Raw genomic sequence first — 21134 nt, forward strand, 5'->3', positions numbered from 1 at the left:
CTTTTACAAATAAAGCAGCTTCTGAAATGCGAGAAAGAGCTTATAGTTTAATAGATCAATCATCATTAAATACTCCCCCATTATTATGTACTTTTCATAAATTTGGATTATTATTTCTAAAATTTCATATGAGTGAATTAGGAAGAAAAAGCAATTTTATAATAATTGATACAGATGATAAAAAAAGAATCATAAAGTCAATAGATAAAGAAATCACAACAGCGCTTTTAGTTTCAGAGATTTCAAAATACAAAAATACATTAATTTCTCCAACAGAAGCCATTGCTGCTGCACAGTTAAAACTATATCAACAAATTGCAATTGTATATCAAAAATATCAAGAGTATTTATTAAAAAATAATTTAGTTGATTTTGATGATTTATTATTACTTCCTTATGAGATTTTAAAAAAGAATGAAAAACTAGCAGCTCAAACAAGCCAAAGATATCAATATATTATGGTTGATGAGTACCAAGATACAAATGAACTTCAATATAGATTATTAAGATTATTATGTTCAACTCATAACAACCTTTGTGTAGTTGGTGATGATGATCAAAGTATTTATGGTTGGAGAGGTGCTACTATTAAAAATATCTTAAACTTTTCAAAAGATTTTGATGATACAAAAGTAGTAAAACTTGAAAAGAATTATAGATCAACAGATACAATATTAAATCATGCAAATCAACTAATTGAACATAATCGTGATAGATTAGGTAAAAAACTTGTAGGTACAAGAAAAAAAGGTGATTCAATAAAAGTTTATGAATCACATGATGAAAATGAAGAAACTAGAAAATTAATTGATGATATTAAATCTTTATTAGATTTGGGAACTAGTGCAAAAGATATCGCTGTATTATTTAGAGTTAATGCACTTTCAAGATCACTTGAAGAAGGCTTTAATAAAGCAGGATTAAACTATAAACTTGTAGGTGGTATGAAGTTCTATGAAAGAGCTGAAATAAAAGATTTAATAGCTTTCTTTAGAATACTTACAAATTCAAATGATAACTTCTCTTTAAAAAGAATTGTAAATAAACCAAAACGTGGTATTGGTAAAACTACAATAGATAAACTTGAAGCAAAATCAATAGAAACACAAAAACCTATTTTTCAACTTATTCAAGAATTAAGTCCTGATGAATTATCTACTGTTGTTGGTAAAAAGAACTCTAGAACATTAAAGGTATTTGAAGCTTCAATAATGGATTTAAAAGATATTTTAAATGAATCAAAAATGAAATTCTTAGACTCTTTTGAAGATACTTTTGATTATAGAGCATCATATGATAATGTTCCTGATGGTTTTGAGAGACAAGGAAATGTTGATGAATTCTATGGATATATTAGAGATTACTTTATGCAAAATCCTCATTTAGAATTAAAAGACTTTTTAAATGAAATAGCATTAGAGAGTGAAAATGGTGAATATAATAGTGAAGCTATTTCTATGATGAGTATTCATGCTTCGAAAGGTTTAGAATTTAGGAATTTATTTATTATAGGACTAGAAGAAGGCTTTTTCCCTTTAACAGGGGATGGTTCTGATATTGAAGAAGAAAGAAGACTAGGCTATGTAGCAATTACTAGAGCAATGGATAGTTTGACATTATCATTTGTTCATTCAAGATTTTACAAAGGTAAACGAGCACTTTTACAAAAAAGTAGATTTTTAAGTGAATCTGGACTTATAAAAGGTTCTTTAACAATTGAAAAACATTCAGCATACAAAAAAGGTGATTTAATTCAACATAAGATTTTTGGTATGGGAAGAGTTCAAAAAGCGAATAAAGCTGGTAAAGACTATAAACTTACTATTAATTTTGGTGGAACATCAAGAGATATCTTATCATCTTTTGTTGAAAAAATATAAAGTTAAACTAGTTAATAATGCAAAAAAGACTATATAATAAAGAACAATTAAATAAATTAGTGGTTGTCAAAAAACCAATTTTTACAAGTTCAAATTCATATTTAAATAAAATCAAAAGAAAATATAAAAATAAAAAAGCAGGTTTTAGTGGAACACTAGACCCCTTTGCTTGTGGATGTTTAATAGTAGCTTTTGGACAATATTCTAAACTATTTAAATACCTAAGCAAGACTCCTAAAACATATAAAGCAGTTATTTGGTTAGGTGTTGAGTCAGATTCTTTTGATATTGAAAATGTAACAAGCATAAATGAAGCAAAAAAATTAGATAAACAAACAATAATAAAAGAGATTGAAAAGCTAAAAGGTGAAATAGAATATACTCCACCAAAGTTTTCAGCAAAAAAAATTGATGGAAAAAGAGCTTATGATTTAGCACGAGAAGGCATTGACTTTGAGATGAAAAAATCAATAATGAATATTATTGATACAAAGTTTGTAAATTATAATCATCCTTTTGTAACTTTTGAAGCAAGTGTTAGTGAAGGTTCATATATAAGATCATTAGCTCAAATATTATGTGAAAGATTAAATACAAATGGAACTTTATCTTATCTTGAACGATTGAATGAAGGAAAATTCTTTTATGAAAATGAAAAAGATTTAGATCCTTTAGATTATTTAGATATTCCTATTAATAAGTATGAAGGTACAAAAGAGTGGTTATTTAATGGGAAAAAAATTTCTATTGATTATTTAGAAAAAAAACAAGATGGAAAATACTTAATTATTTTTGATGATTTTTTTAGTATTGTTGAAATTATTGACAAAGAAGTTAATTACTTATTAAATAAGGTACTTAAATGAATACTTTTAAATCATATGCAAAAGTTAATATTTTTCTGAAAATTGCAGATAAAAGGGAAGGATATCATGAACTCATATCACGGTTTGTACGAGTTCATAATCTTTTTGATTGTATGTCATTTGTAAAAACTAATAAGAAGGCATTTGATATTATAGGTAATTTTGGATGTAAATTAGAATCAAATACTGTATATAAAGCATACAATTTATTAAAAAACTATAATGGGGTTGAAGAATTTTTCAATATTTATAGTGTTAAAGTTGAAAAAAATATACCAGAATTTGCGGGATTAGGTGGTGGAAGCTCGAATGCTGCTACTTTTTTGATTATGGTAAACAAATATTGTGAGTTAAATTTATCAAAAGATGATCTTTGTAAAATTGCTGTGCAAGTTGGAGCGGATGTACCTTTCTTTATTTATGAATATGATAGTGCTAATGTTACTGGAATTGGTGAAATTGTAGAAAAATTTGATGAAGATATTTTAGATATAGAAACAATTACTCCGAATATACAATGTGATACAGGTGAAATATTTAGAATTTTTAGAGAAAAATTTTATAAACAAATTCAAAAAGATGAAGCAAAACGACTCTTATCTATGAACTCTTTAGATATTCTAAATGAGTTTAATATATATGACGCAAACGATTTATATGAACCCGCAATTACTTCAAAGCCAGAATTAAAAGCTTTTGCAAAGAAAAACTGGTATTTTAGTGGTAGTGGAAGTTCATTTTTTAAGGTAAATAATGGCTAAGAAAAAAGAAGAAAAAAAGAATTTAGTATTTAAAAATAAAAAAGCTTTTCATGATTTTACAATTATGGAATCAATGGAAGCTGGTATTGTTCTTGAAGGTAGTGAAGTAAAAGCTTTAAGAGAAGGTAGAGCAAACCTAAAAGATTCATTTGTTCGTATTGTAAAAGGTGAGGTGTTCTTATTTAATATGCATATTTCTCATTTAAGTACAGCTCATACTACTTATCGACCTGATGAAAGAAGAGAGAGAAAACTTCTTTTACATAGTAAACAGATTGAAAAGTTATTTGTAAAAGTTACTAAAGATGGTATTTCTATTGTTCCTTTGAAAATGTATTTCAATGATAGAAATAAAGTAAAAGTACAAATAGCAACAGCTGAAGGTAAAAAACTTCATGATAAAAGAGAAGATTTAAAGAAAAAAACTATGCAAAGAGAGACTCAAATAGCTATTAAAAATTGGAAATAATTATATTATATTATTACTCTACTTTAATAGCTTCTACAAGACAAAAAATAATTATTTTTTGCCTTGAATGAAATTCAAAATAAAATAAAATAAACATAGAAATATAAATTATATAAAAAAAATAGAAATTATTAACTATTTTAAATTATTTTAATTTTGATAATTAGTATGATTATACTATAGCCTGAGTATAGCTAAATAGGACAAAAAGTATCTCTTTTAAGAAAATAACTCATTTGATACATTATAAGTCTAGATTATAATTATCAGAATAATAAGAAATGATAGGATAAAAACAAAATTTATAATTATAATCATTATTTTACTTAGCCTGATTATTATTTTTTATTAAATTTAATTCTTAAATTGTACTAAAATTAAGTAAAAATTTAGAGCACTTTAGTTAATATCAATCCATAAGTGACGTATTGTGACTTGTATATAAAATTAGTAGGAGGAGATTGATGCAAAACGGTGCACAAATTGAGTACGATTACTCAGTTGCAAAAGCCTTTACATTTGCAACAATTTTGTTTGGTATCATAGGTATGACAATTGGTGTTGTACTTGCGTTTCAATTGGCGTTTCCTGAGTTAAATAACTTAGCTGGGGAGTATGGTACATTTAGTAGATTAAGACCTTTACACACTAATGGTGTTGCATTTGGTTTTACTTTAAGTGGTGTTTTTGCTGGATGGTATTACATTGGGCAAAGAGTATTAAAAGTTTCTTTAAAAGAATCTCCATTTTTAATGGGTGTTGCAAAATTACATTTTGCACTTTATTTTATCACTATTCTTTTAGCCGTAGTAACTCTATTTATGGGTTATACTACATCTAAAGAGTATGCTGAATTAGAATGGCCATTAGATATCTTAGTTGTTGTATGGTGGGTTTTATGGGGAGTATCAATCTTTGGACTAATTGGAATTAGAAGAGAAAGAACTCTATATATTTCATTATGGTACTTCATTGCTACTTTTATTGCAATTGCAATGTTATATTTATTTAATAACATGGAAGTTCCAACTGCATTAGTATCAGGATATGGTTCATGGATGCATTCTGTTTCTATGTATGCAGGTACAAATGATGCGTTAGTACAATGGTGGTATGGACACAATGCTGTTGCATTCGTTTTCACAACTCCAATTATTGCATTAATTTATTATTTCCTACCAAAAGAATCTGGTCAAAATGTTTATTCATATAAACTTTCGATCTTAGCTTTCTGGGGATTAATGTTTGTTTATTTATGGGCTGGTGGTCACCACCTTCTTTATTCAACTGTTCCTGACTGGATGCAAACTATGGGTTCTGTAATGTCAGTTGTATTAATCTTACCATCATGGGGATCTGCTATTAATATGCTTTTAACTATGAAAGGTGAATGGCAACAGTTACAAACTAATACACTAATTAAGTTTATGGTATTAGCATCAACATTCTATATGTTATCAACTATTGAAGGTCCTATTCAAGCGATCAAATCAGTAAATGCAATTGCGCACTTTACAGATTGGATTCCAGGTCACGTTCATGATGGTGTTTTAGGATGGGTTGTATTTATGATTATGGCTTCATTATTCCATATGGTTCCAAGAATGTATAAAAGAGAACTTTATTCTAAATCATTAATGGATACACAATTCTGGTTACAAACTACAGGTATCGTTTTATACTTTACTTCTATGTGGATTGCAGGTATTACTCAAGGTATGATGTGGAGAGCATATGATGAATATGGTTCTTTAGTTTATTCATTCATTGATACAGTAACTGTATTACAACCATATTATACAATTAGAGCAGTTGGTGGGTTATTGTACCTTATTGGATTCTTTATGTTTGCATTTAATATTTATAAAACTATTAAATGTGGAAGAGTACTTGATAAAGAACCAACAAACGCTACGCCTGTAGCTGCGTAAGAAAAGGAGAAAATATGTTTCATTGGTTTGAACAAAGACCGTTTTTCTTTGCGGTACTAGTATTCGTGTTTGTTGCATTTGCAGGTATTATTGAAATTATTCCAGATTTTGCAAAACAAAGTAGACCTACTGTTGGTACTAAACCTTATTCAGTTTTAGAACTAGCTGGTAGACAAGTTTATATTAAAGATTCGTGTAATGCTTGTCATTCACAATTAATTAGACCATTTAAATCAGAAACTGATAGATATGGTATGTATTCATTATCTGGTGAGTATGCTTATGATAGACCATTCTTATGGGGATCAAAAAGAACTGGACCAGATTTAATGAGAGTTGGTAATTATAGAACTACTGACTGGCATGAAAATCACATGATGGATCCAGCATCTGTTGTACCTGGAACTGTTATGCCAGCATATCCTCATCAATTTGAGAATATTGTTGATTTAGATACAGCATATGCTGAAGCTTATACAGTTAAAACTGTTTTTGCTACTCCATATGATCAAGATTTAGATGGTGATGGTAAAATTGACGTTGAGCTAGGTGAGCATGCAACTGCGATTGCAAAAGCAAAAGCTGATGCACAACTTATTGCAGCTGATATGAAAAACAAAGCTGTAAAAGATGCTGTTGCAAATGGTCAGATTCCTGAAATAGTTGCATTAATTGCATATTTAAATTCTTTAAAATAAGAGGTTAATAAATGGATTATGAAACATTATTGAACATACAAGGTTATGCAAAGTTCTTTTTAATTTTATTTGTATTTGTTGTATTTTATTCTTATGCTTATTCAATATATAAAAGGGATAAAACTGGTGAAACAGATTTTGAGAAGTATTCGAACCTTGTTCATGATGATTCATCATCCTCTTCTCCTCTTGAAGAAAGAACAAATGATATAGATAACAAGGAGAAATAGTATGAAATCTATGGTTATAGGTGGAATTATTCTTGTCATCGCATTAATAGCAGGAACTTACTTTGCGGCAGGTGATGCTTTTATCGGTGACGATTATATTAATAGTTTAACAATGTTAGGTGCTATTGCGATTATTGTAATTACAGTATTCACAACACTTAAATATGTTAACCAAATGAAAAATGATACGGCTAGTGGTGAATTAAAAGATGAAAATTGGGACGGAATTGGGGAATACCAAAATAATGTTCCAACAGGTTGGGCTATTGCATTTATTGGAACAATTATTTGGATGTTCTGGTATATGACTATTGGTTATCCAATTAACAGCTTTTCACAAATTGGTCAATGGAATGAAGAAGCATTAGATTACAATGCTAAGTTTGAAAAGAAATGGGAAAACCCTTCTACTGAAACTTTAGAAGCAATGGGTCAATCTACATTCTTAGTTCAGTGTTCACCTTGTCATGGTGTTGATGCTGAAGGTATTGAAGGTAAGGCACAAGATTTAACTAAAAGAATGGCAAAAGAACAAGTTATTCACATTATTAATAATGGTTCTAATAGTTTAAAAACTGCATATCCTGGGGGAATGCCAGCTGGCATGGCTTTTGGACCCGATGTTGAAATAATTGCTGATTATGTTGCTGGTGGATTTAAAGGTGAACAACCTGCTGCTTACGCTACTTGTGCAGGATGTCACGGTGCAGATGGAAAAGGTATGCCTTATGTTGCTCCAAATATTAGAGAATATGATGATGCACTTGTAATTGCTGTGTTAAAAGATGGGAAAAAATCAAATATTGGTACAATGCCAAGTTTTGATGGAAGACTAAATGAAACACAACAAAAAGCTCTTGCTGCATACTTAAGAAGTTTAGGAGAGTAAGATGGCTGGAAATACACAAATGAACGAAAACGAAAGAGGAATCTTTAAGTTAAGTGGTATTACTGGTATGTTAATAGCAACTGTGTTATTATTAACAATATTAGTTGTATTAACTATTAGTGGTATTAAAGTACAACAAGATCAATCAACTAATTTTTATAAAATTAACCAAGATATTAATGGTTTAACTTCAGGAAGTGTTTTCTCTGATAGAAAACAAAATACTCCAGAAGAACAAAATAAAAATTATATTAATGCTAAATAAAAGGAGCTAAGATGGAAAGAATTATAGGATTATTACTAGTAGTATCTGCAGTTATGACTTTATATTTTAGCTTTTTTAACGACGCAAAAATATTTATAGGTTAAAATGAAGACTATTAAAAATTTAAAAATGGGAGTGATTTTTTCACTCCTATTTTTTTTATCACAAAATATATTAGCAGATGAGTTTATCTTAAGTGATGATGGATTAATTGATCCACGAGCGCAAGAAAAAATTACTCAAATAGGGTTAGAATCTAAAGAAAAATTAGGTGTAAATATTTACCTTTATGTGAAATCTACTTATGGCCTAGGTGATAAGATCAAAGGTAAAGATAAGATTATCTATCTAAAAAATCATGAATCAAAAGTATTGGAAAATTTAAAAAAACCATATGCATTAATGACTATGGCTATTGATGAGCAACATGTAAATCTGATAGTTAGTAAGAGTTTAGAAAAGATTATTGATAAAGATGATATTTTAGATGGATATGTAGTTCCTTTATTAGCATCAAAAGATAAAAATACCTTATTTGCTAAAGTAAGTGCTGCTACATTAAATGGATATGCTGCAATTGCAGATATAATTGCAGATGAAAAAAATATTAAATTAGAAACAAGTATTGGAAGTCAAGGTAAAATAGCTAGTACAATTTGGAGAGTAATGATGTATACTCTTGTTGTAATTGGGATACTTGCTTATACTTTTGTAGTTTTAAGAGAAAAGAGAAGAAAATAGATGAAAAGAAATTATTGGCCTTTATTATTTATTGCTATATTCTCATTTACATTAGGAATGATTATTTGGACTGTTATGAGTGCCATTAAATTACCTGTTAATGAAGATGAAAGTTTTTTAAGAAGCTATCAAGATGTTGATGCTAATTATAATACAATTATGACTTCGAATCAAATATTTTTAAAGAAATATAATTTTAACCTTAATGTTAATGAAAAGATATTTGGTTTAACAACTGAAGATATTAAATACTCTCAAAGAGTTTTAGAAAAAAAATCTGAACATAAAAACATATTAAAATATGGTTTAAATAATATCTCTTTAATAGTAAGTGATAAGAAAACAAATGAAAAAAAGAGTGTTAAAATTGCATTAAAAGTTACGAAGAGTATTTCAAATAAATTTGATATTCTTTTAAGTAATAAAAATTTCAAAAATAATGAAAATGAATATACTGCTAATTTTGAGATATCAGATAAAAACAATTGGAATATTACTGGGACATTCGAAGTAGATGGAGTAATTGGGTCTATTTTTATAAAGACAAATGCAATTTAAACAAAAACTTTTAGTTTTCCCAACATCAAGAGCGGTAAGAGCTCATGTATCTTTACAAAAAAATAAAAATACTTTGCTTCCATCAATATTAACTATTGATGAATTTTTCAAAAAATCGATATCTTTTGAAAATAAAAAGTATATCGATGAAGAGCAAAGATTTTTATACTTAAAAGAATCTATCAAAAATACAGATATCAAAAAACTTGGTATTTCAGATAATTTTACAAAATTTTTAAAACAAAATGATTATATTTATCGTTTTTTTCTAGAGTTATCAAGTGAGAAAATAGAAATAAACGATATTAGAAATGCAGATACTTATGAGTATTTTAATGAACATTTATCTATTTTAGAAGAAATAAGAGCTAATTACATAAAAATATTAGATGAAAACTCTTGTGTTGACAGAATAAATATGGCTATTCATTATAAAGTTAATAAAAGTTTTTTAAAAAGATTTGATTACGTTGATTTTATATTTGAAGGTTATTTTACAAAAGTTGAGTTTGATATTATTCAAGATATAGCTTCAATTGTAGATTTAAATATAAGCTTTTATTCAAATGAGTATAATCAAAAGTCTTTAGAAAAGTTTGACTTTTTAGAAGAGAAGATAGAACTTAATAGAAAGTATGAAGTTTCACTTACAAATAAAACTTTACTAAAAAAAGAGGTGATAGAGAACAAACTTATTGCTCTTGATATAAAGGGTTTTAATTCTAGAATAAATCAAATAGCATATATAAAGTCAAGTATCACAAAAGCCATAACAAATGGAGTTAATCCTTCTTCTATAGCATTAGTATTACCTGATGAGAGTTTTGCTTCTTGGCTTCAGTTATTTGATAATGAACAGTATTTTAACTATGCAATGGGAAGAAATATTAAAAACTATAAACTTTATCAAGTTGCTTATGCTGTGAATTCATATTTAAATGAAGATGAAGTTAAAAATATTTCAAATATTGAATATTTAAAAATTGATAAAGCATTTATAGATAAAGATATAAAAAGTATCTGGAATAAAATCTGCACTAAGAATAATTTTGACTTAATATGTACATATATAAAATCAAATGAAGATAATGAAGAAATAATAGAAAAATATGATGAAGTGATTTATAAATTAAATATTTTATTATTTTCGGAAGAAAATAGTATTTTAGTTAAAGATTTATATAAAATATTTTTACAAAAAATTTCTAAAATAACACTTGATGATGTAAACTCAGGAAAGATTACAGTTTTAGGTTTATTAGAAACTAGAGCGGTTAGTTTTGATACTGTAATTATTTGTGATTTTAATGAAAATTTTATTCCCAAAAGATCAATAAAAGATAAGTTTTTATCAACAAAAATTAAAAGTATGGCAGATCTTCCAACTTCTTATGATAGAGAATCTTTACAAAAGTATTATTATAAAAGACTGATTGACTCTTCCTATAATCTTTTTATCTCTTATGTAAACTCAGATACAAATCAAATCTCTAGATTTGCAAATGAATTATTTCCAGAAAAAATTGATACAAACAGAAGTGATAATTTATATAAGCATATTTTGTACAATAATCACAATATTACTCATTATGAAGGTGATATTATTGAAAAAATTGACTTAACACAATTTGAGTGGTCAGCAACTTCATTTAAAAACTTTTTAGAGTGTAAAAGAAAGTTTTATTTTCAACATATTTTAAAAATTAAAGAACATACAATTTCATTAAAACCAAAAGGATTTGAGTTAGGAAGTATTGTTCATTCTATACTAGAAAAGTATTATATAAATGAATCAAATGACTTATCTTATAAAGTTATAGAAGATTTGTTTTATGAATATAGAACATCAAATCCATTCTTAGCACTTGACTTAGAAATTTGGAAAAAGAAACTTTACAATTTCTATTTATATGATAAAGAAAGGTTAGAAAATAGAAAAATCATAGCACTTGAACAAAACTTCAACATAGTTTTTGATGATATGAAGATAAAAGGTGTGATTGATAGAGTTGATTTATATACCGATACTTATGAAGTTATCGATTATAAAACATCATCTTCTTTAAAAATAGATTCTTTAAAGAACTATGAGAAATCAAATGACTTTCAATTAGAATTTTATTATCTTGCTATGAGTGAAATATATAAAACTGATAAAGTAAATGCTTTTTATTATGATTTAAATAATACAAAATTGGAAGAAGAAATTGCTTTAGATAAAAAACTAGAGTTATTAACACAAAAATTTTCAGATATTAAAGACTTATCAAAAGATGCAATTAATTTTGATAAGTGTGATGAGAAGGTTGTTTGTACCTATTGCCCATATTCTACAATATGTAATAGGTAAAACTAGGTTTTTTAAATTATAGTTATTTTAAATTTGAGATTAAAACATCTTCTATAATTTTAGTGATATCTCCATCAAGTATTGCGTCTACATTTGAGTATCCAATATTTGATCTTGTATCTTTTACTTGTTGATATGGTTGCATTACATAAGATCTAATTTGATGTCCCCAACCAATTTCTGATTTTTCAACACCGTCTTTTTGGGCTTGTTGTTTTTCTAATTCAAATTCATATAAACGTGATTTTAACATCTTTAAAGCACTTGCTTTATTTTTATGTTGTGATCTGTCATTTTGACATTGTACTACTATATTTGTTTCTATATGAGTTATTCTAATAGCACTTTCAGTTTTATTAACATGTTGCCCACCAGCACCACTTGCTCTATATGTATCAATTCTAATATCTTTATCTTCTATTTCAATATCAATATTATCATCAACTTCTGGACTTACTAGAACAGAAGCAAAAGAAGTATGCCTTTTTGAGTTTGAATCAAAAGGAGAGATTCGAACTAATCTATGAACACCATTTTCAGTTTTTAAATATCCATAGGCATTTTCACCTTTTATGATAAAAGATACATCTTTAATACCAGCTTCTTCTCCTGGTTGATAATCTAAGGGTTCAATCTTAAAGTTTTGACGCTCAGCCCACCTTAAATACATTCTATAAAGCATTGCAGCCCAATCTTGAGATTCTGTTCCCCCAGCTCCTGGATGAATAGTGATAATTGCATTTGAAGCATCATCTGGATTTGAAAGCATTACTTGGATTTCTGTTGATTTAATAAGTTCTTCTAATTCTTGGGCTTCTTCAAAAAGTAGTTCAAAAGTTTCTTCATCTCTTTCAGTTGTTGCTAACTCATAGAGTTCATTTGTACCACTTAGTGCTTCATTCGCCTTATTAAACTTACTAAGTTTTGATAATATTCTATTTTTTTCAATGCCAATCTTTGTGGCATTTGCTACATCATTCCAAAAGTCTTGGTCTGCCTCCAAGTTTATGATTTCATCTAATCTAATTTTTAATAAATCAGGTTTTAAAATACTTTCAATATTTTCTAATTTAGTATTTAATAGTTTTAAAATTTGTGAATATTCGTATGCATCCATTAATTATTTAGATTCCGATATTTTTAGTGTTTGAATATATTCATAAACTTCTTTAATTTTTTTGTCATTAAGCATACTTGCATATGGTTTCATGATTATTTCATAACCTGTAACATCATCTTCAACTGCATATTTTGTAATTGCTGATTCCATTTCTTCAAGGCTAAGATCTTTTAGTGGTCTTGAAGTATTATATGGTGTTTTTTCTCCCTTTTCACCATGACATGATTGACATTTATTCATGTACATTTCTTTCCCTGCAATTTTTGACTTTAGTTTTTCTTCTATTTTAAGTTCTTTTTCTTCTTGAACTTTCTTAGCTTCAAGTCTATTTAAAATTTTTTCTTCCAATTGTTTTTCATTTAAGTTAGCATTTGGAGCCATGAGAGTTGGAGAGTCAGTACCTTTTTTTAGTATATAAATAAAATTGTACTTAGACTCTTTTGTTGTAATTTTTATATCATCAACACTCCAGCCTTTTGCTTTCATATCATTTATAGTAAATGTACTTTTACACTCTCCACCATCAAGTTTTGTAGCTTCGATTGTAGACATTGAATTGTGGTTTTCTTTAAAACACATTGTTGTTTGTGAAAAAAGTGCAGTAGTTGCAAAAAGTGTTATTGTAAGAGGTGCTATTAGTTTCATATAAATCCTTTTAGTAAAGGATAGTTTATCATAAATATTCTTATATTTTTAATATAAAAAAAGGCCAGAAGATAAATCTTCCAGCCTTTTATTAAGTTTAGAAAGTACTATCTAAGAATTAGAAAGTATATTTAACTTCTAGTCTTACTCTTTCTGAATCATCAGTAGCAGCAACACCATTATCATATGAAGAAGCTCTTACATATGTAAGTAAATTTTTAGACATTTTATAAGAAACTTGACCTAAAAGTTCGCTTACATCAGTAGTACCAATTTCACCATCAGCATATGCAGCTCTTAAAGAAACTTTTGGAGTAATAGCAACAGAAGCATCAACAGCGATTACATCCATATCTGCTTTTTGCCAAGTTCCTAATTGCCATAATAAGTACTCTGAAGGAGTTTCTGATGATGCATCTAATTGTCCAGATCCATTATCACCAGTTTGTGCATAAGTTACTTGTCCCGAAACGATTCCCATTTTTGCAGAAGCGTAAGCTTTAGCTGTACTTAATTCAGCTGAAGAACCATCTGGATTAACTTCAGAATATTCAACACCAACTTTTGCTGGTCCAAATGAAGCATCAGCTTTTAAGTTATATGCATCAGCAACATCATCAACGTCAACATATTGTCCTAATAATGAAACAGGTCCAACAGTTCCCATTGCAATTACAGAATTTAACATTTCAGAAGTAATAGCAGTGTTATACATTGAAGCTGCACCTACTGTGAAGTTACCAATGTTATATAATGCAACAACACCAGAACCAGTTTCAGCATCTGTTAATCTTCCAGGAATATCTTGAGTACCTAATAAAACAGTAGCTCCTCCATCAACATATTGGAAGTAATAGTTATCAAGATTGAAAGTTTTATCAGAATTACCTGCAGTATCTCCACCAGCATTAGTAAAACCATTTTCTTGATTGTCATTATCTATGTTTAAATTAGATACGAAAGACACTTTATCATTAACTGGAACTACAACTTTTACATCAATATTCACATCTTGATCTTCTTGACCAGTTGAATTAAGGTGTTCCATTCTGTATCTAACTTTTCCAGAAATATCTACACCTTTAATTGATTCTTCTAAAGATGCTGCATTTACACTTGTTAATCCAGATACTGCTACTGCAGCTACTAAACTTAATTTTACTAATTTTCTCATATGTTTGTTCTCCTAAATTTCGAAATCTTTATTTCAGTCTGTCGGAGCGCGCGAACTCATTCAAAATGATTTATTTGAACCTTTTCCGACATCCCGTTACGACTATTCTACACCACTAAATTTTAAAGTTTTCTTAAAACTATAGCTTTTATTGTTAATTAAGTGTTAATTTAAGGTTGATTTTAGCTAGAAAGCCGTTAATCAGGGAATATTAGTATTTATTATTAATTAAATAGAAAGTAAAAGAATATAACTTTTGCGTTATTATCTTAAAATATATTAATATAAAAAGTATATGTTTATACAATTTGTATAAATGGTCTTTTTAATTAGTTATTTTGTATAAAAGTGTAGATTTTATTTTATATTAATTAGAAACTGAAACAATACAGTTTTTTAAAATTTTTGGTTTTGATATCTTAATATGTAAGTTGCTTATTTTGTACATTTTGTGTAATTTTGATTGAAAGTAGTTTATTGCATCTTCTATAAGTAGAAACTTTTTCTCTTTCATTTTAGATTCTATAAATGAAGATACTTTACTATAGTCTATAAATGTATCTTTTTTAAATTTATATTTAAATGATATATCTACTATTACTTTTTGTTTTTTTATTCTTTCGAAGTCAAGTATTCCGATTATACATTTAAAGCTTAAGTCTTTTATTTCTACTTTCATAATTACTGTTACCTTATTTAGAGAGAAGTGTTGTATTATTATACAACTCTTTTCTCTTCTCCTTTTATTACTCTTATAATATTAGGAATATGTTTGTAGTAAATAATGAATGCAATAATATACATAGGAATATTTGAGCCTATATTTAACCCATCATTTAAAAAACTTGCCGATATTATTACTGCAGTAAGCCCAAGAAGTGAAGATAATGATGATATTTTAAGAACTTTTGCACAGATTATCCAAATAGCTGCACCTATTAAAGTTGGAATAGGTATTAGTGCAATAAATACACCAAGTCCTGTTGCAACTCCTTTTCCACCTTCAAGTCCTAAGTATATTGAATAACAGTGGCCAAGTACAGATAAAACTGCAATTCCCCAAAGTGTAGATTCACTAGCTCCCATACTCATTGCAACAAGTAAAACAAGTGTTCCTTTAAGTGCATCAAGTATTACAGTTGCAAGTCCTAGTTTTTTTGCTAAGCTTGGATTTGTCTCTTTTACTACTCTTAGTACATTTGTTGCACCAATTGAACCACTTCCTGCACTTTTTACATCAACTCCTGCAAAAAACTTTGCAAGAAGTAATCCAAATGGAATGGAACCAATTAAGTAAGCGCTTATGTAAAATAAAATATTTGAGTTAGTGAAAAAATCCATCTATTACCTTTATGAGTTTAATTAAATGGATTATAACAAAGATTTTGTTATATTATCATTTATAAAAACATTTAATTGAAGGTTTATTTTGAATTTAAAAGAAGAGATTATAAAGCTAAAAGAAGAATTAGATGTAACATTAGTAGCTCATTATTACCAAAGAGATGAAGTTTTTGAGTTAGCTGATATTACAGGAGATTCATTAGAGTTAGCAAAAAAAGCTAAAGCTACTGATTCTGAGTTTATTGTGTTTTGTGGTGTTGGTTTTATGGGTGAAAGCGTAAAAGTAATGAGTCCCCAAAAAAGAGTTCTTATGCCGAAGATCGCCTGTTGTGCAATGGCTAGAATGATTGATGAAGGATATTATGAACAAAATCTTGTAAAAATCAATGAAGCTGGAATTGCTAATGAAGATATTTTACCAATCACATATATAAACTCAAGTGCAGCTGTAAAAGCAAGAGTTGGGAAAATGGGTGGTATGGTTTGTACGTCATCAAATGCATATAAAATTATTGAAAAAGGACTTAAATCTGGTAAGAAGATATTTTTCGTACCAGATAGATGTTTAGGTCAAAACTTTGCAAAATCCTTAAATCTAAAATCTGCAATAGTTGGAGATGGAAGTGATTTAAAAGAAGCAGATATCATTTGTTATAATGGTTTTTGTTCAGTTCATCAACAATTTACTGTTGAAGATATTGAGTTTTATAGAGAAAAATATCCTGATATTTTAGTTGCAGTTCATCCAGAATGTGATCCAAAAGTTTGTGATGCAGCTGATTATGTTGGTTCTACATCTCAATTAATTACATATATCAAAGAATTGCCAGTTGATCAAAAAATTGCAGTTGGTACTGAGTTTAATATGGTAAATAGATTAAGAACAAAAAATACTTATATTTTATCTTCAACAAAACCTGAATGTCCAACTATGAATGAAACTACTTTACAAGATGTTTATAATACTTTAAAATCAATCAAAGATGATAATATTATGAAAGAAACAGAAATTGTTGTATCTCCTGAGAATACAAAATATGCAAGACTAGCTCTTGAAAGGATGTTTGAAGTATGATTAATATCAAAAAGTTTGTAAAAAATGCTATTGTAGAAGATAATGGAAGAGGAGATTTATTCTTTGACGTTGCTCCAAAAGGTAGATTTAAAGCAAGAGCTATTTCGAAATCTGATGGAATAATTGCAGGTATTCAATACGCTAAAGTATTAGCAAGAACTGAAAAGTTTGATTGTAAGTTTTTAAAACAAGATGGTGATGTTATTAAAAAAGGTGATGTAATTGCTGAACTTGAAGGAAAAGCTTCTATTCTTTTATCAAGTGAAAGAACATTTCTAAATATGCTTCAACACGCTTCTGGAATTGCTACAATGGCTAATAGATATGCAAAATTAATGGAAGGTACAGGGGTTGTTTTATTAGATACAAGAAAAACAAGACCACAGCTTAGAGATTTTGAAAAGTATGCCTCAAGAGTAGGTGGAGCAATTAATCATAGACTTGGACTTGATGATTGTTTAATGTTAAAAGATACACATATGAGAACAATTAATAATCTAAAAGAGTTTATTGTAAGAGCAAGAAAAAGAATTTCTTGGGTTACAAAAATTGAAATAGAGTGTGAAACTTTTGATAATGTTAAAGAGGCGATGGATGCAGGTGCTGATATTATCATGTGTGACAATATGACTACAGATGAGATAAAAAATGTAGTTAAATTTAGAAATGAAAATTATCCACATATTTTATTAGAAGCAAGTGGAGATATTAATCTTGAAACTATAAGTAAGTATGCTAAAACTGGTGTTGATGCTATTAGTAGTGGAAGTATTATTCACCAAGCAACTTGGTTAGACTTCTCAATGAAGTTTGACTAATCATTAACTTTTGGTTAGTTTTAATTATATAGAATAGAAAAGATAGATTATAAGGATAGGTATTGAAAAAAGATTTCATAGTAAGTAATAAAATTGATATGTCAGCATATACGAAAGCTTTAGAATTAATTGAAAAAAGTAGATATATTTTGATTATTACTCATGTGAATCCCGATGCAGATAGTATCTCTTCAGCACTTGCTTTATCAAATTTATTTTATGAGAATAAAATAAAACATAAAGTTTTTAACATAAGTTCAGATTTACCACAAAATTTAGATTTTCTTAATAGATTTGACAAAATCACAGACCAATTACCAAAATTTTTTGATTTAGCAATAAGTGTTGATTGTGGAACATATCCACGACTTGGATTTGAATTAGATGAAAATATTCCTTTAATTAATTTTGATCATCATAAATCAAATAATAATTTTGGAATGATAAATATTGTTGACCCTATGAAAAGCTCAACTGCAGAAATTATCTATGATTTTTTTAAGCACAATGGTTTATATATTACAAAAGATTCAGCGACAGCACTTTATGTAGGGATATATGATGATTCACTAGCTTTCTCATTAGCAAGATGTGATGAATTAACTTTTGATAAGGTTAACTTTTTAGTTCAATGTGGAGCAAGTCCATCAGGTATTGCAAATAAGCTTTTAAGAAGAGATTCTTTAGCAAAATATAGAATGATACCAAAAGTTTTAGATAGTTTAGAGTTATTTAAAGAAGGTGAAATAGCTACAATTATAGCAAAAAAAGAGTGGTTTGAAGAAACTGGTGCACATAACAGAGATTGTGAAGACGCCTTAGATATGATTATGAGTATGTCAATAGTTAGAGTTGCTATATTTATAAGAGTAGTTTCAAACAGGGCTAGAATGTCTTTACGTTCAAAAGGTAGTTTTGACGTATCAAAAATTGCAGGACATTTTGGCGGTGGAGGTCATTTTAATGCATCAGGATGTTCAGTTGACACAGATGACATAGAAAAAGCAAGAGAATTAGTATTAAAGGAAATTTTTGAATTATACAAATAGAAAAAAACAAAACAAAGCGAAAATGGTATTGATATATATTATTATTGCAATAACAATTGGACTTGGAGCATTTGTATTCTTATCTCCTACTTTTGAAAAAAATAGTCCTAAAGTTTCATTAGAGAATGAAATTTATTGGAATTTAACATCACCTTTAAAAGTTAATTTTACAGATGATAATGAAATCGCATCATATGTAATTACATATTATGATGATAATAATGAGATTAAACTTGATACTAAAACATTAAGTTCATCAAAAGGTTCAGTTGATTTACATATTATGGCTCCAAAGATTGAGTTAAATAAAAAGATTAATAATGCAATGTTAAAAATAGAAGTTTCAGATACGAGTAAATGGAACTTTTTTATGGGAAATAAAGCTACTAAAGAAATTAAAATAAAAGTAGATAAAAAAAGCCCTATTGCAAATGTATTATCTAACTCATATTTGATAAAACAAGGTGGAAGTGCAGCTGTTGTTGTTGAAGTTAAAGATGAAAATTTAAAAGATTTCTATATATCTTTTAATAATAAAGAAAGATTTGAGTTATTTCCTTTTTATAAAGATAATTTCTATATAGCAATAATTGCATGGCCTATAGAAATAGAAGAATTTCAAAGAGTTAATCTTGTTGCAATTGATAAAGCAAGAAATAAAACAGTAACTAAAGTACCTTTATATATAAAAGAGTTAAAAGCTAAACCTGACAACATAAAAATATCAGATAAATTCATTAATAAAGTAAGTAAAAATGTACTTATGAAAAGTGGATATGATATTCCAGATAATCCAGCTGAAATTTTTGTTAAACAAAATAAAGATGTAAGAAAAAGAAATATTGATACTATTAAAAGTGAAACAAGAAATAATATGAATAAAGATAAAGTTTCAAAGTTCACCATTAAAGAGTTTAAGCAATTACCCTCATCAATGACTTTTGCAGGTTATGGTGAACGAAGACATTATACTTATAATGGTAAAAAAATTGATGAAGCATGGCATCTTGGTATGGATTGGGCTAGTGTAAAAAAAGCTAAAATCTTTACTACTAATAGTGGAAAAGTTATCTTTAATGATTATTTAGGGATTTATGGTGATACTATAATTATTGATCATAAATTTGGACTAGCAACATTATATGCGCATACAAGTAGATCAGTAGTAGAAGTAAATGAAGAAGTAAAAGCGGGACAATATATCGCAAATACTGGTTCATCTGGTGCTGTGTTTGGTGACCATTTACACTTTGGTGTATTAATTCAAGGGATTGAAGTTAATCCAACTGAATGGCTAAGTAAATTTTGGGTTAGAGAAAATATTACTAAAACAATTGATAATGCAAAGAAAGTGATTAACAGTAAATGAAACAAAGAACATTAGCAAAAGCAGTTGAAATTGTAGGAATAGGTCTTCACAAAGGTGTTCCTGTAAAGATGAAACTTGAACCTTTAGAGGCAGATGCAGGTATAATTTTTTATAGAGTAGATGCTGGAGTTACAATTCCCTTGTCTATTGAAAATGTAGTGGATACTAAAATGGCTACAGTAATTGGTAAAGATGGCATAGTTATTTCTACAATTGAACATTTATTATCTGCATTATATGCATATGGAATTGATAACTTAAGAGTAGTGATTGATAATGATGAAGTACCTGTTTTAGATGGTAGTTCATCAGGATATTGCATGCTTATTGAAGAAGCTGGTATTAAAGAACTTGATAAAAGTAAGAAAGCAATAAAAGTTAAAAAAGAAGTTGAAGTAACAACTGAAGATGGGAAAAGAGTAACTTTAAAACCATCAGATAGAATTATTTATGATTTTGAAATATCTTTTGATCATCCTTCAATTGGAAAACAAAATTTTCATTTTGATTATTCAATTGGAGAATATAAAGAGAATATCTCAAGAGCTAGAACTTTTGGATTCTTACATGAAGTACAATATTTAAGAAGTATAGGATTAGCGCAAGGTGGTTCTATGGAAAATGCAATAGTACTTGATCAATCAAAAGTTTTAAATCCTGAAGGTTTAAGGTTTGATGATGAATTTGTAAGACATAAAATTCTTGATGCAATTGGAGATATGGCACTATTAGGTTATACAATGATTGGTGAATATGATGCTGTTGCAGGAAGCCATCATTTAAATCATTTATTAACAAAAGAGCTTTATAAAGATGCTTCAAATTATGAAATTATTGATTTAGAAGAAGCTAGCGAAGAGGCTGAAGTATTTGAATTAGCATATTCAAAAGTTGAAGTATAA

22 protein-coding genes are annotated in these 21134 nt (G+C 27.9%); 17 read left to right on the forward strand and 5 right to left on the reverse strand.

Annotated elements, in window-relative coordinates; genetic code table 11:
• From KO488_RS07305 to KO488_RS07360, 12 genes are all read left to right on the forward strand, one after another.
• Positions 1–1880: ATP-dependent helicase (locus KO488_RS07305; RefSeq protein WP_216058133.1), on the forward strand; the 1880-nt coding region annotated here is incomplete at its 5' end.
• Between the two features lie 17 nt (positions 1881–1897).
• Positions 1898–2746: a tRNA pseudouridine(55) synthase TruB gene (truB, locus tag KO488_RS07310; protein WP_216058134.1), complete on the forward strand. Its 849-nt coding sequence runs from the start codon at positions 1898–1900 to the stop codon at positions 2744–2746.
• Complete coding sequence (locus KO488_RS07315; RefSeq protein WP_216058135.1) at positions 2743–3507, forward strand: 4-(cytidine 5'-diphospho)-2-C-methyl-D-erythritol kinase; 765 nt, start codon at positions 2743–2745, stop codon at positions 3505–3507. Before truB ends, KO488_RS07315 begins: the two co-directional genes overlap by 4 nt.
• Positions 3500–3976, forward strand: a complete 477-nt coding sequence (gene smpB / locus KO488_RS07320; protein WP_216058136.1) for an SsrA-binding protein SmpB — start codon at positions 3500–3502, stop codon at positions 3974–3976. Before KO488_RS07315 ends, smpB begins: the two co-directional genes overlap by 8 nt.
• A 464-nt stretch (positions 3977–4440) precedes the next feature.
• A complete protein-coding gene (gene ccoN / locus KO488_RS07325; protein ID WP_216058212.1) occupies positions 4441–5907 on the forward strand; it encodes a cytochrome-c oxidase, cbb3-type subunit I in 1467 nt (488 codons plus the stop codon).
• Positions 5908–5921: 14 nt separating this feature from the next.
• On the forward strand, positions 5922–6605 hold the full coding sequence (gene ccoO / locus KO488_RS07330; RefSeq protein ID WP_216058137.1) for a cytochrome-c oxidase, cbb3-type subunit II: 684 nt from the start codon (positions 5922–5924) through the stop codon (positions 6603–6605).
• An 11-nt stretch (positions 6606–6616) separates the two neighbouring features.
• Positions 6617–6835, forward strand: a complete 219-nt coding sequence (locus KO488_RS07335; protein ID WP_216058138.1) for a cbb3-type cytochrome oxidase subunit 3 — start codon at positions 6617–6619, stop codon at positions 6833–6835.
• Between the two features lies 1 nt (position 6836).
• Positions 6837–7724, forward strand: coding sequence for a c-type cytochrome (locus KO488_RS07340; protein ID WP_216058139.1), 888 nt, complete (start codon positions 6837–6839; stop codon positions 7722–7724).
• A gap of 1 nt (position 7725) precedes the next feature.
• Positions 7726–7989, forward strand: a complete 264-nt coding sequence (locus KO488_RS07345; RefSeq protein WP_216058140.1) for a DUF4006 family protein — start codon at positions 7726–7728, stop codon at positions 7987–7989.
• A gap of 105 nt (positions 7990–8094) precedes the next feature.
• Positions 8095–8730 carry a hypothetical protein gene (locus KO488_RS07350; protein ID WP_216058141.1) on the forward strand — a complete coding sequence of 212 codons (636 nt, stop codon included), beginning with the start codon at positions 8095–8097 and terminating at the stop codon, positions 8728–8730.
• Positions 8731–9288 carry a hypothetical protein gene (locus KO488_RS07355; RefSeq protein ID WP_216058142.1) on the forward strand — a complete coding sequence of 186 codons (558 nt, stop codon included), beginning with the start codon at positions 8731–8733 and terminating at the stop codon, positions 9286–9288.
• Positions 9278–11638, forward strand: coding sequence for a PD-(D/E)XK nuclease family protein (locus tag KO488_RS07360; protein WP_216058143.1), 2361 nt, complete (start codon positions 9278–9280; stop codon positions 11636–11638). The genes KO488_RS07355 and KO488_RS07360 overlap by 11 nt, the downstream gene beginning before the upstream one ends.
• A 22-nt stretch (positions 11639–11660) precedes the next feature.
• Here the strand turns inward: KO488_RS07360 and prfB are convergent, their stop codons facing one another.
• The 5 genes from prfB to plsY form a co-directional block, all read right to left on the reverse strand.
• A complete protein-coding gene (gene prfB, locus KO488_RS07365) occupies positions 11661–12755 on the reverse strand; it encodes a peptide chain release factor 2 (protein ID WP_216058144.1) in 1095 nt (364 codons plus the stop codon).
• Positions 12756–12758: 3 nt separating this feature from the next.
• A complete protein-coding gene (locus tag KO488_RS07370; RefSeq protein WP_216058145.1) occupies positions 12759–13403 on the reverse strand; it encodes a c-type cytochrome in 645 nt (214 codons plus the stop codon).
• A 118-nt stretch (positions 13404–13521) separates the two neighbouring features.
• Positions 13522–14577: a porin gene (locus tag KO488_RS07375; protein WP_216058146.1), complete on the reverse strand. Its 1056-nt coding sequence runs from the start codon at positions 14575–14577 to the stop codon at positions 13522–13524.
• Positions 14578–14944: 367 nt separating this feature from the next.
• On the reverse strand, positions 14945–15256 hold the full coding sequence (locus KO488_RS07380; RefSeq protein WP_216058147.1) for a dihydroneopterin aldolase: 312 nt from the start codon (positions 15254–15256) through the stop codon (positions 14945–14947).
• A 38-nt stretch (positions 15257–15294) separates the two neighbouring features.
• A complete protein-coding gene (plsY, locus tag KO488_RS07385) occupies positions 15295–15918 on the reverse strand; it encodes a glycerol-3-phosphate 1-O-acyltransferase PlsY (RefSeq protein ID WP_216058148.1) in 624 nt (207 codons plus the stop codon).
• 88 nt (positions 15919–16006) lie between these two features.
• Here plsY and nadA point away from each other — a divergent pair, with 88 nt between their 5' ends.
• The 5 genes from nadA to lpxC all read left to right on the forward strand — a co-directional run bounded on the left by nadA (position 16007) and on the right by lpxC (position 21134).
• A complete protein-coding gene (gene nadA / locus KO488_RS07390; RefSeq protein ID WP_216058149.1) occupies positions 16007–16996 on the forward strand; it encodes a quinolinate synthase NadA in 990 nt (329 codons plus the stop codon).
• The gene (gene nadC, locus KO488_RS07395; RefSeq protein ID WP_216058150.1) at positions 16993–17814 is read left to right on the forward strand and encodes a carboxylating nicotinate-nucleotide diphosphorylase; all 822 of its coding nucleotides are present in this window, start codon (positions 16993–16995) and stop codon (positions 17812–17814) included. Before nadA ends, nadC begins: the two co-directional genes overlap by 4 nt.
• A gap of 62 nt (positions 17815–17876) precedes the next feature.
• Entirely contained in the window at positions 17877–18863 is a 987-nt protein-coding gene (locus KO488_RS07400) for a DHH family phosphoesterase (protein ID WP_216058151.1), read from the forward strand.
• A complete protein-coding gene (locus tag KO488_RS07405; RefSeq protein WP_228319057.1) occupies positions 18847–20232 on the forward strand; it encodes a M23 family metallopeptidase in 1386 nt (461 codons plus the stop codon). Before KO488_RS07400 ends, KO488_RS07405 begins: the two co-directional genes overlap by 17 nt.
• Positions 20229–21134 (forward strand): UDP-3-O-acyl-N-acetylglucosamine deacetylase, encoded by a 906-nt coding sequence (lpxC, locus tag KO488_RS07410; protein ID WP_216058152.1) that lies wholly within the window; start codon positions 20229–20231, stop codon positions 21132–21134. The genes KO488_RS07405 and lpxC overlap by 4 nt, the downstream gene beginning before the upstream one ends.

Source organism: Poseidonibacter lekithochrous, assembly GCF_018861145.1.
Taxonomy (GTDB): Bacteria; Campylobacterota; Campylobacteria; order Campylobacterales; family Arcobacteraceae; genus Poseidonibacter; species Poseidonibacter lekithochrous_A.

What these genes read in the sequence shown, in the direction of transcription:
- truB (WP_216058134.1), top strand. Translation starts at nt 1,898, where the DNA reads ATGCAAAAAAGACTATATAATAAAGAACAATTAAATAAATTAGTGGTT.
- KO488_RS07315 (WP_216058135.1), top strand. Translation starts at nt 2,743, where the DNA reads ATGAATACTTTTAAATCATATGCAAAAGTTAATATTTTTCTGAAAATT.
- smpB (WP_216058136.1), top strand. Translation starts at nt 3,500, where the DNA reads ATGGCTAAGAAAAAAGAAGAAAAAAAGAATTTAGTATTTAAAAATAAA.
- ccoN (WP_216058212.1), top strand. Translation starts at nt 4,441, where the DNA reads ATGCAAAACGGTGCACAAATTGAGTACGATTACTCAGTTGCAAAAGCC.
- ccoO (WP_216058137.1), top strand. Translation starts at nt 5,922, where the DNA reads ATGTTTCATTGGTTTGAACAAAGACCGTTTTTCTTTGCGGTACTAGTA.
- KO488_RS07335 (WP_216058138.1), top strand. Translation starts at nt 6,617, where the DNA reads ATGGATTATGAAACATTATTGAACATACAAGGTTATGCAAAGTTCTTT.
- KO488_RS07340 (WP_216058139.1), top strand. Translation starts at nt 6,837, where the DNA reads ATGAAATCTATGGTTATAGGTGGAATTATTCTTGTCATCGCATTAATA.
- KO488_RS07345 (WP_216058140.1), top strand. Translation starts at nt 7,726, where the DNA reads ATGGCTGGAAATACACAAATGAACGAAAACGAAAGAGGAATCTTTAAG.
- KO488_RS07350 (WP_216058141.1), top strand. Translation starts at nt 8,095, where the DNA reads ATGAAGACTATTAAAAATTTAAAAATGGGAGTGATTTTTTCACTCCTA.
- KO488_RS07355 (WP_216058142.1), top strand. Translation starts at nt 8,731, where the DNA reads ATGAAAAGAAATTATTGGCCTTTATTATTTATTGCTATATTCTCATTT.
- KO488_RS07360 (WP_216058143.1), top strand. Translation starts at nt 9,278, where the DNA reads ATGCAATTTAAACAAAAACTTTTAGTTTTCCCAACATCAAGAGCGGTA.
- prfB (WP_216058144.1), bottom strand. Translation starts at nt 12,755, where the DNA reads ATGGATGCATACGAATATTCACAAATTTTAAAACTATTAAATACTAAA.
- KO488_RS07370 (WP_216058145.1), bottom strand. Translation starts at nt 13,403, where the DNA reads ATGAAACTAATAGCACCTCTTACAATAACACTTTTTGCAACTACTGCA.
- KO488_RS07375 (WP_216058146.1), bottom strand. Translation starts at nt 14,577, where the DNA reads ATGAGAAAATTAGTAAAATTAAGTTTAGTAGCTGCAGTAGCAGTATCT.
- KO488_RS07380 (WP_216058147.1), bottom strand. Translation starts at nt 15,256, where the DNA reads ATGAAAGTAGAAATAAAAGACTTAAGCTTTAAATGTATAATCGGAATA.
- plsY (WP_216058148.1), bottom strand. Translation starts at nt 15,918, where the DNA reads ATGGATTTTTTCACTAACTCAAATATTTTATTTTACATAAGCGCTTAC.
- nadC (WP_216058150.1), top strand. Translation starts at nt 16,993, where the DNA reads ATGATTAATATCAAAAAGTTTGTAAAAAATGCTATTGTAGAAGATAAT.
- lpxC (WP_216058152.1), top strand. Translation starts at nt 20,229, where the DNA reads ATGAAACAAAGAACATTAGCAAAAGCAGTTGAAATTGTAGGAATAGGT.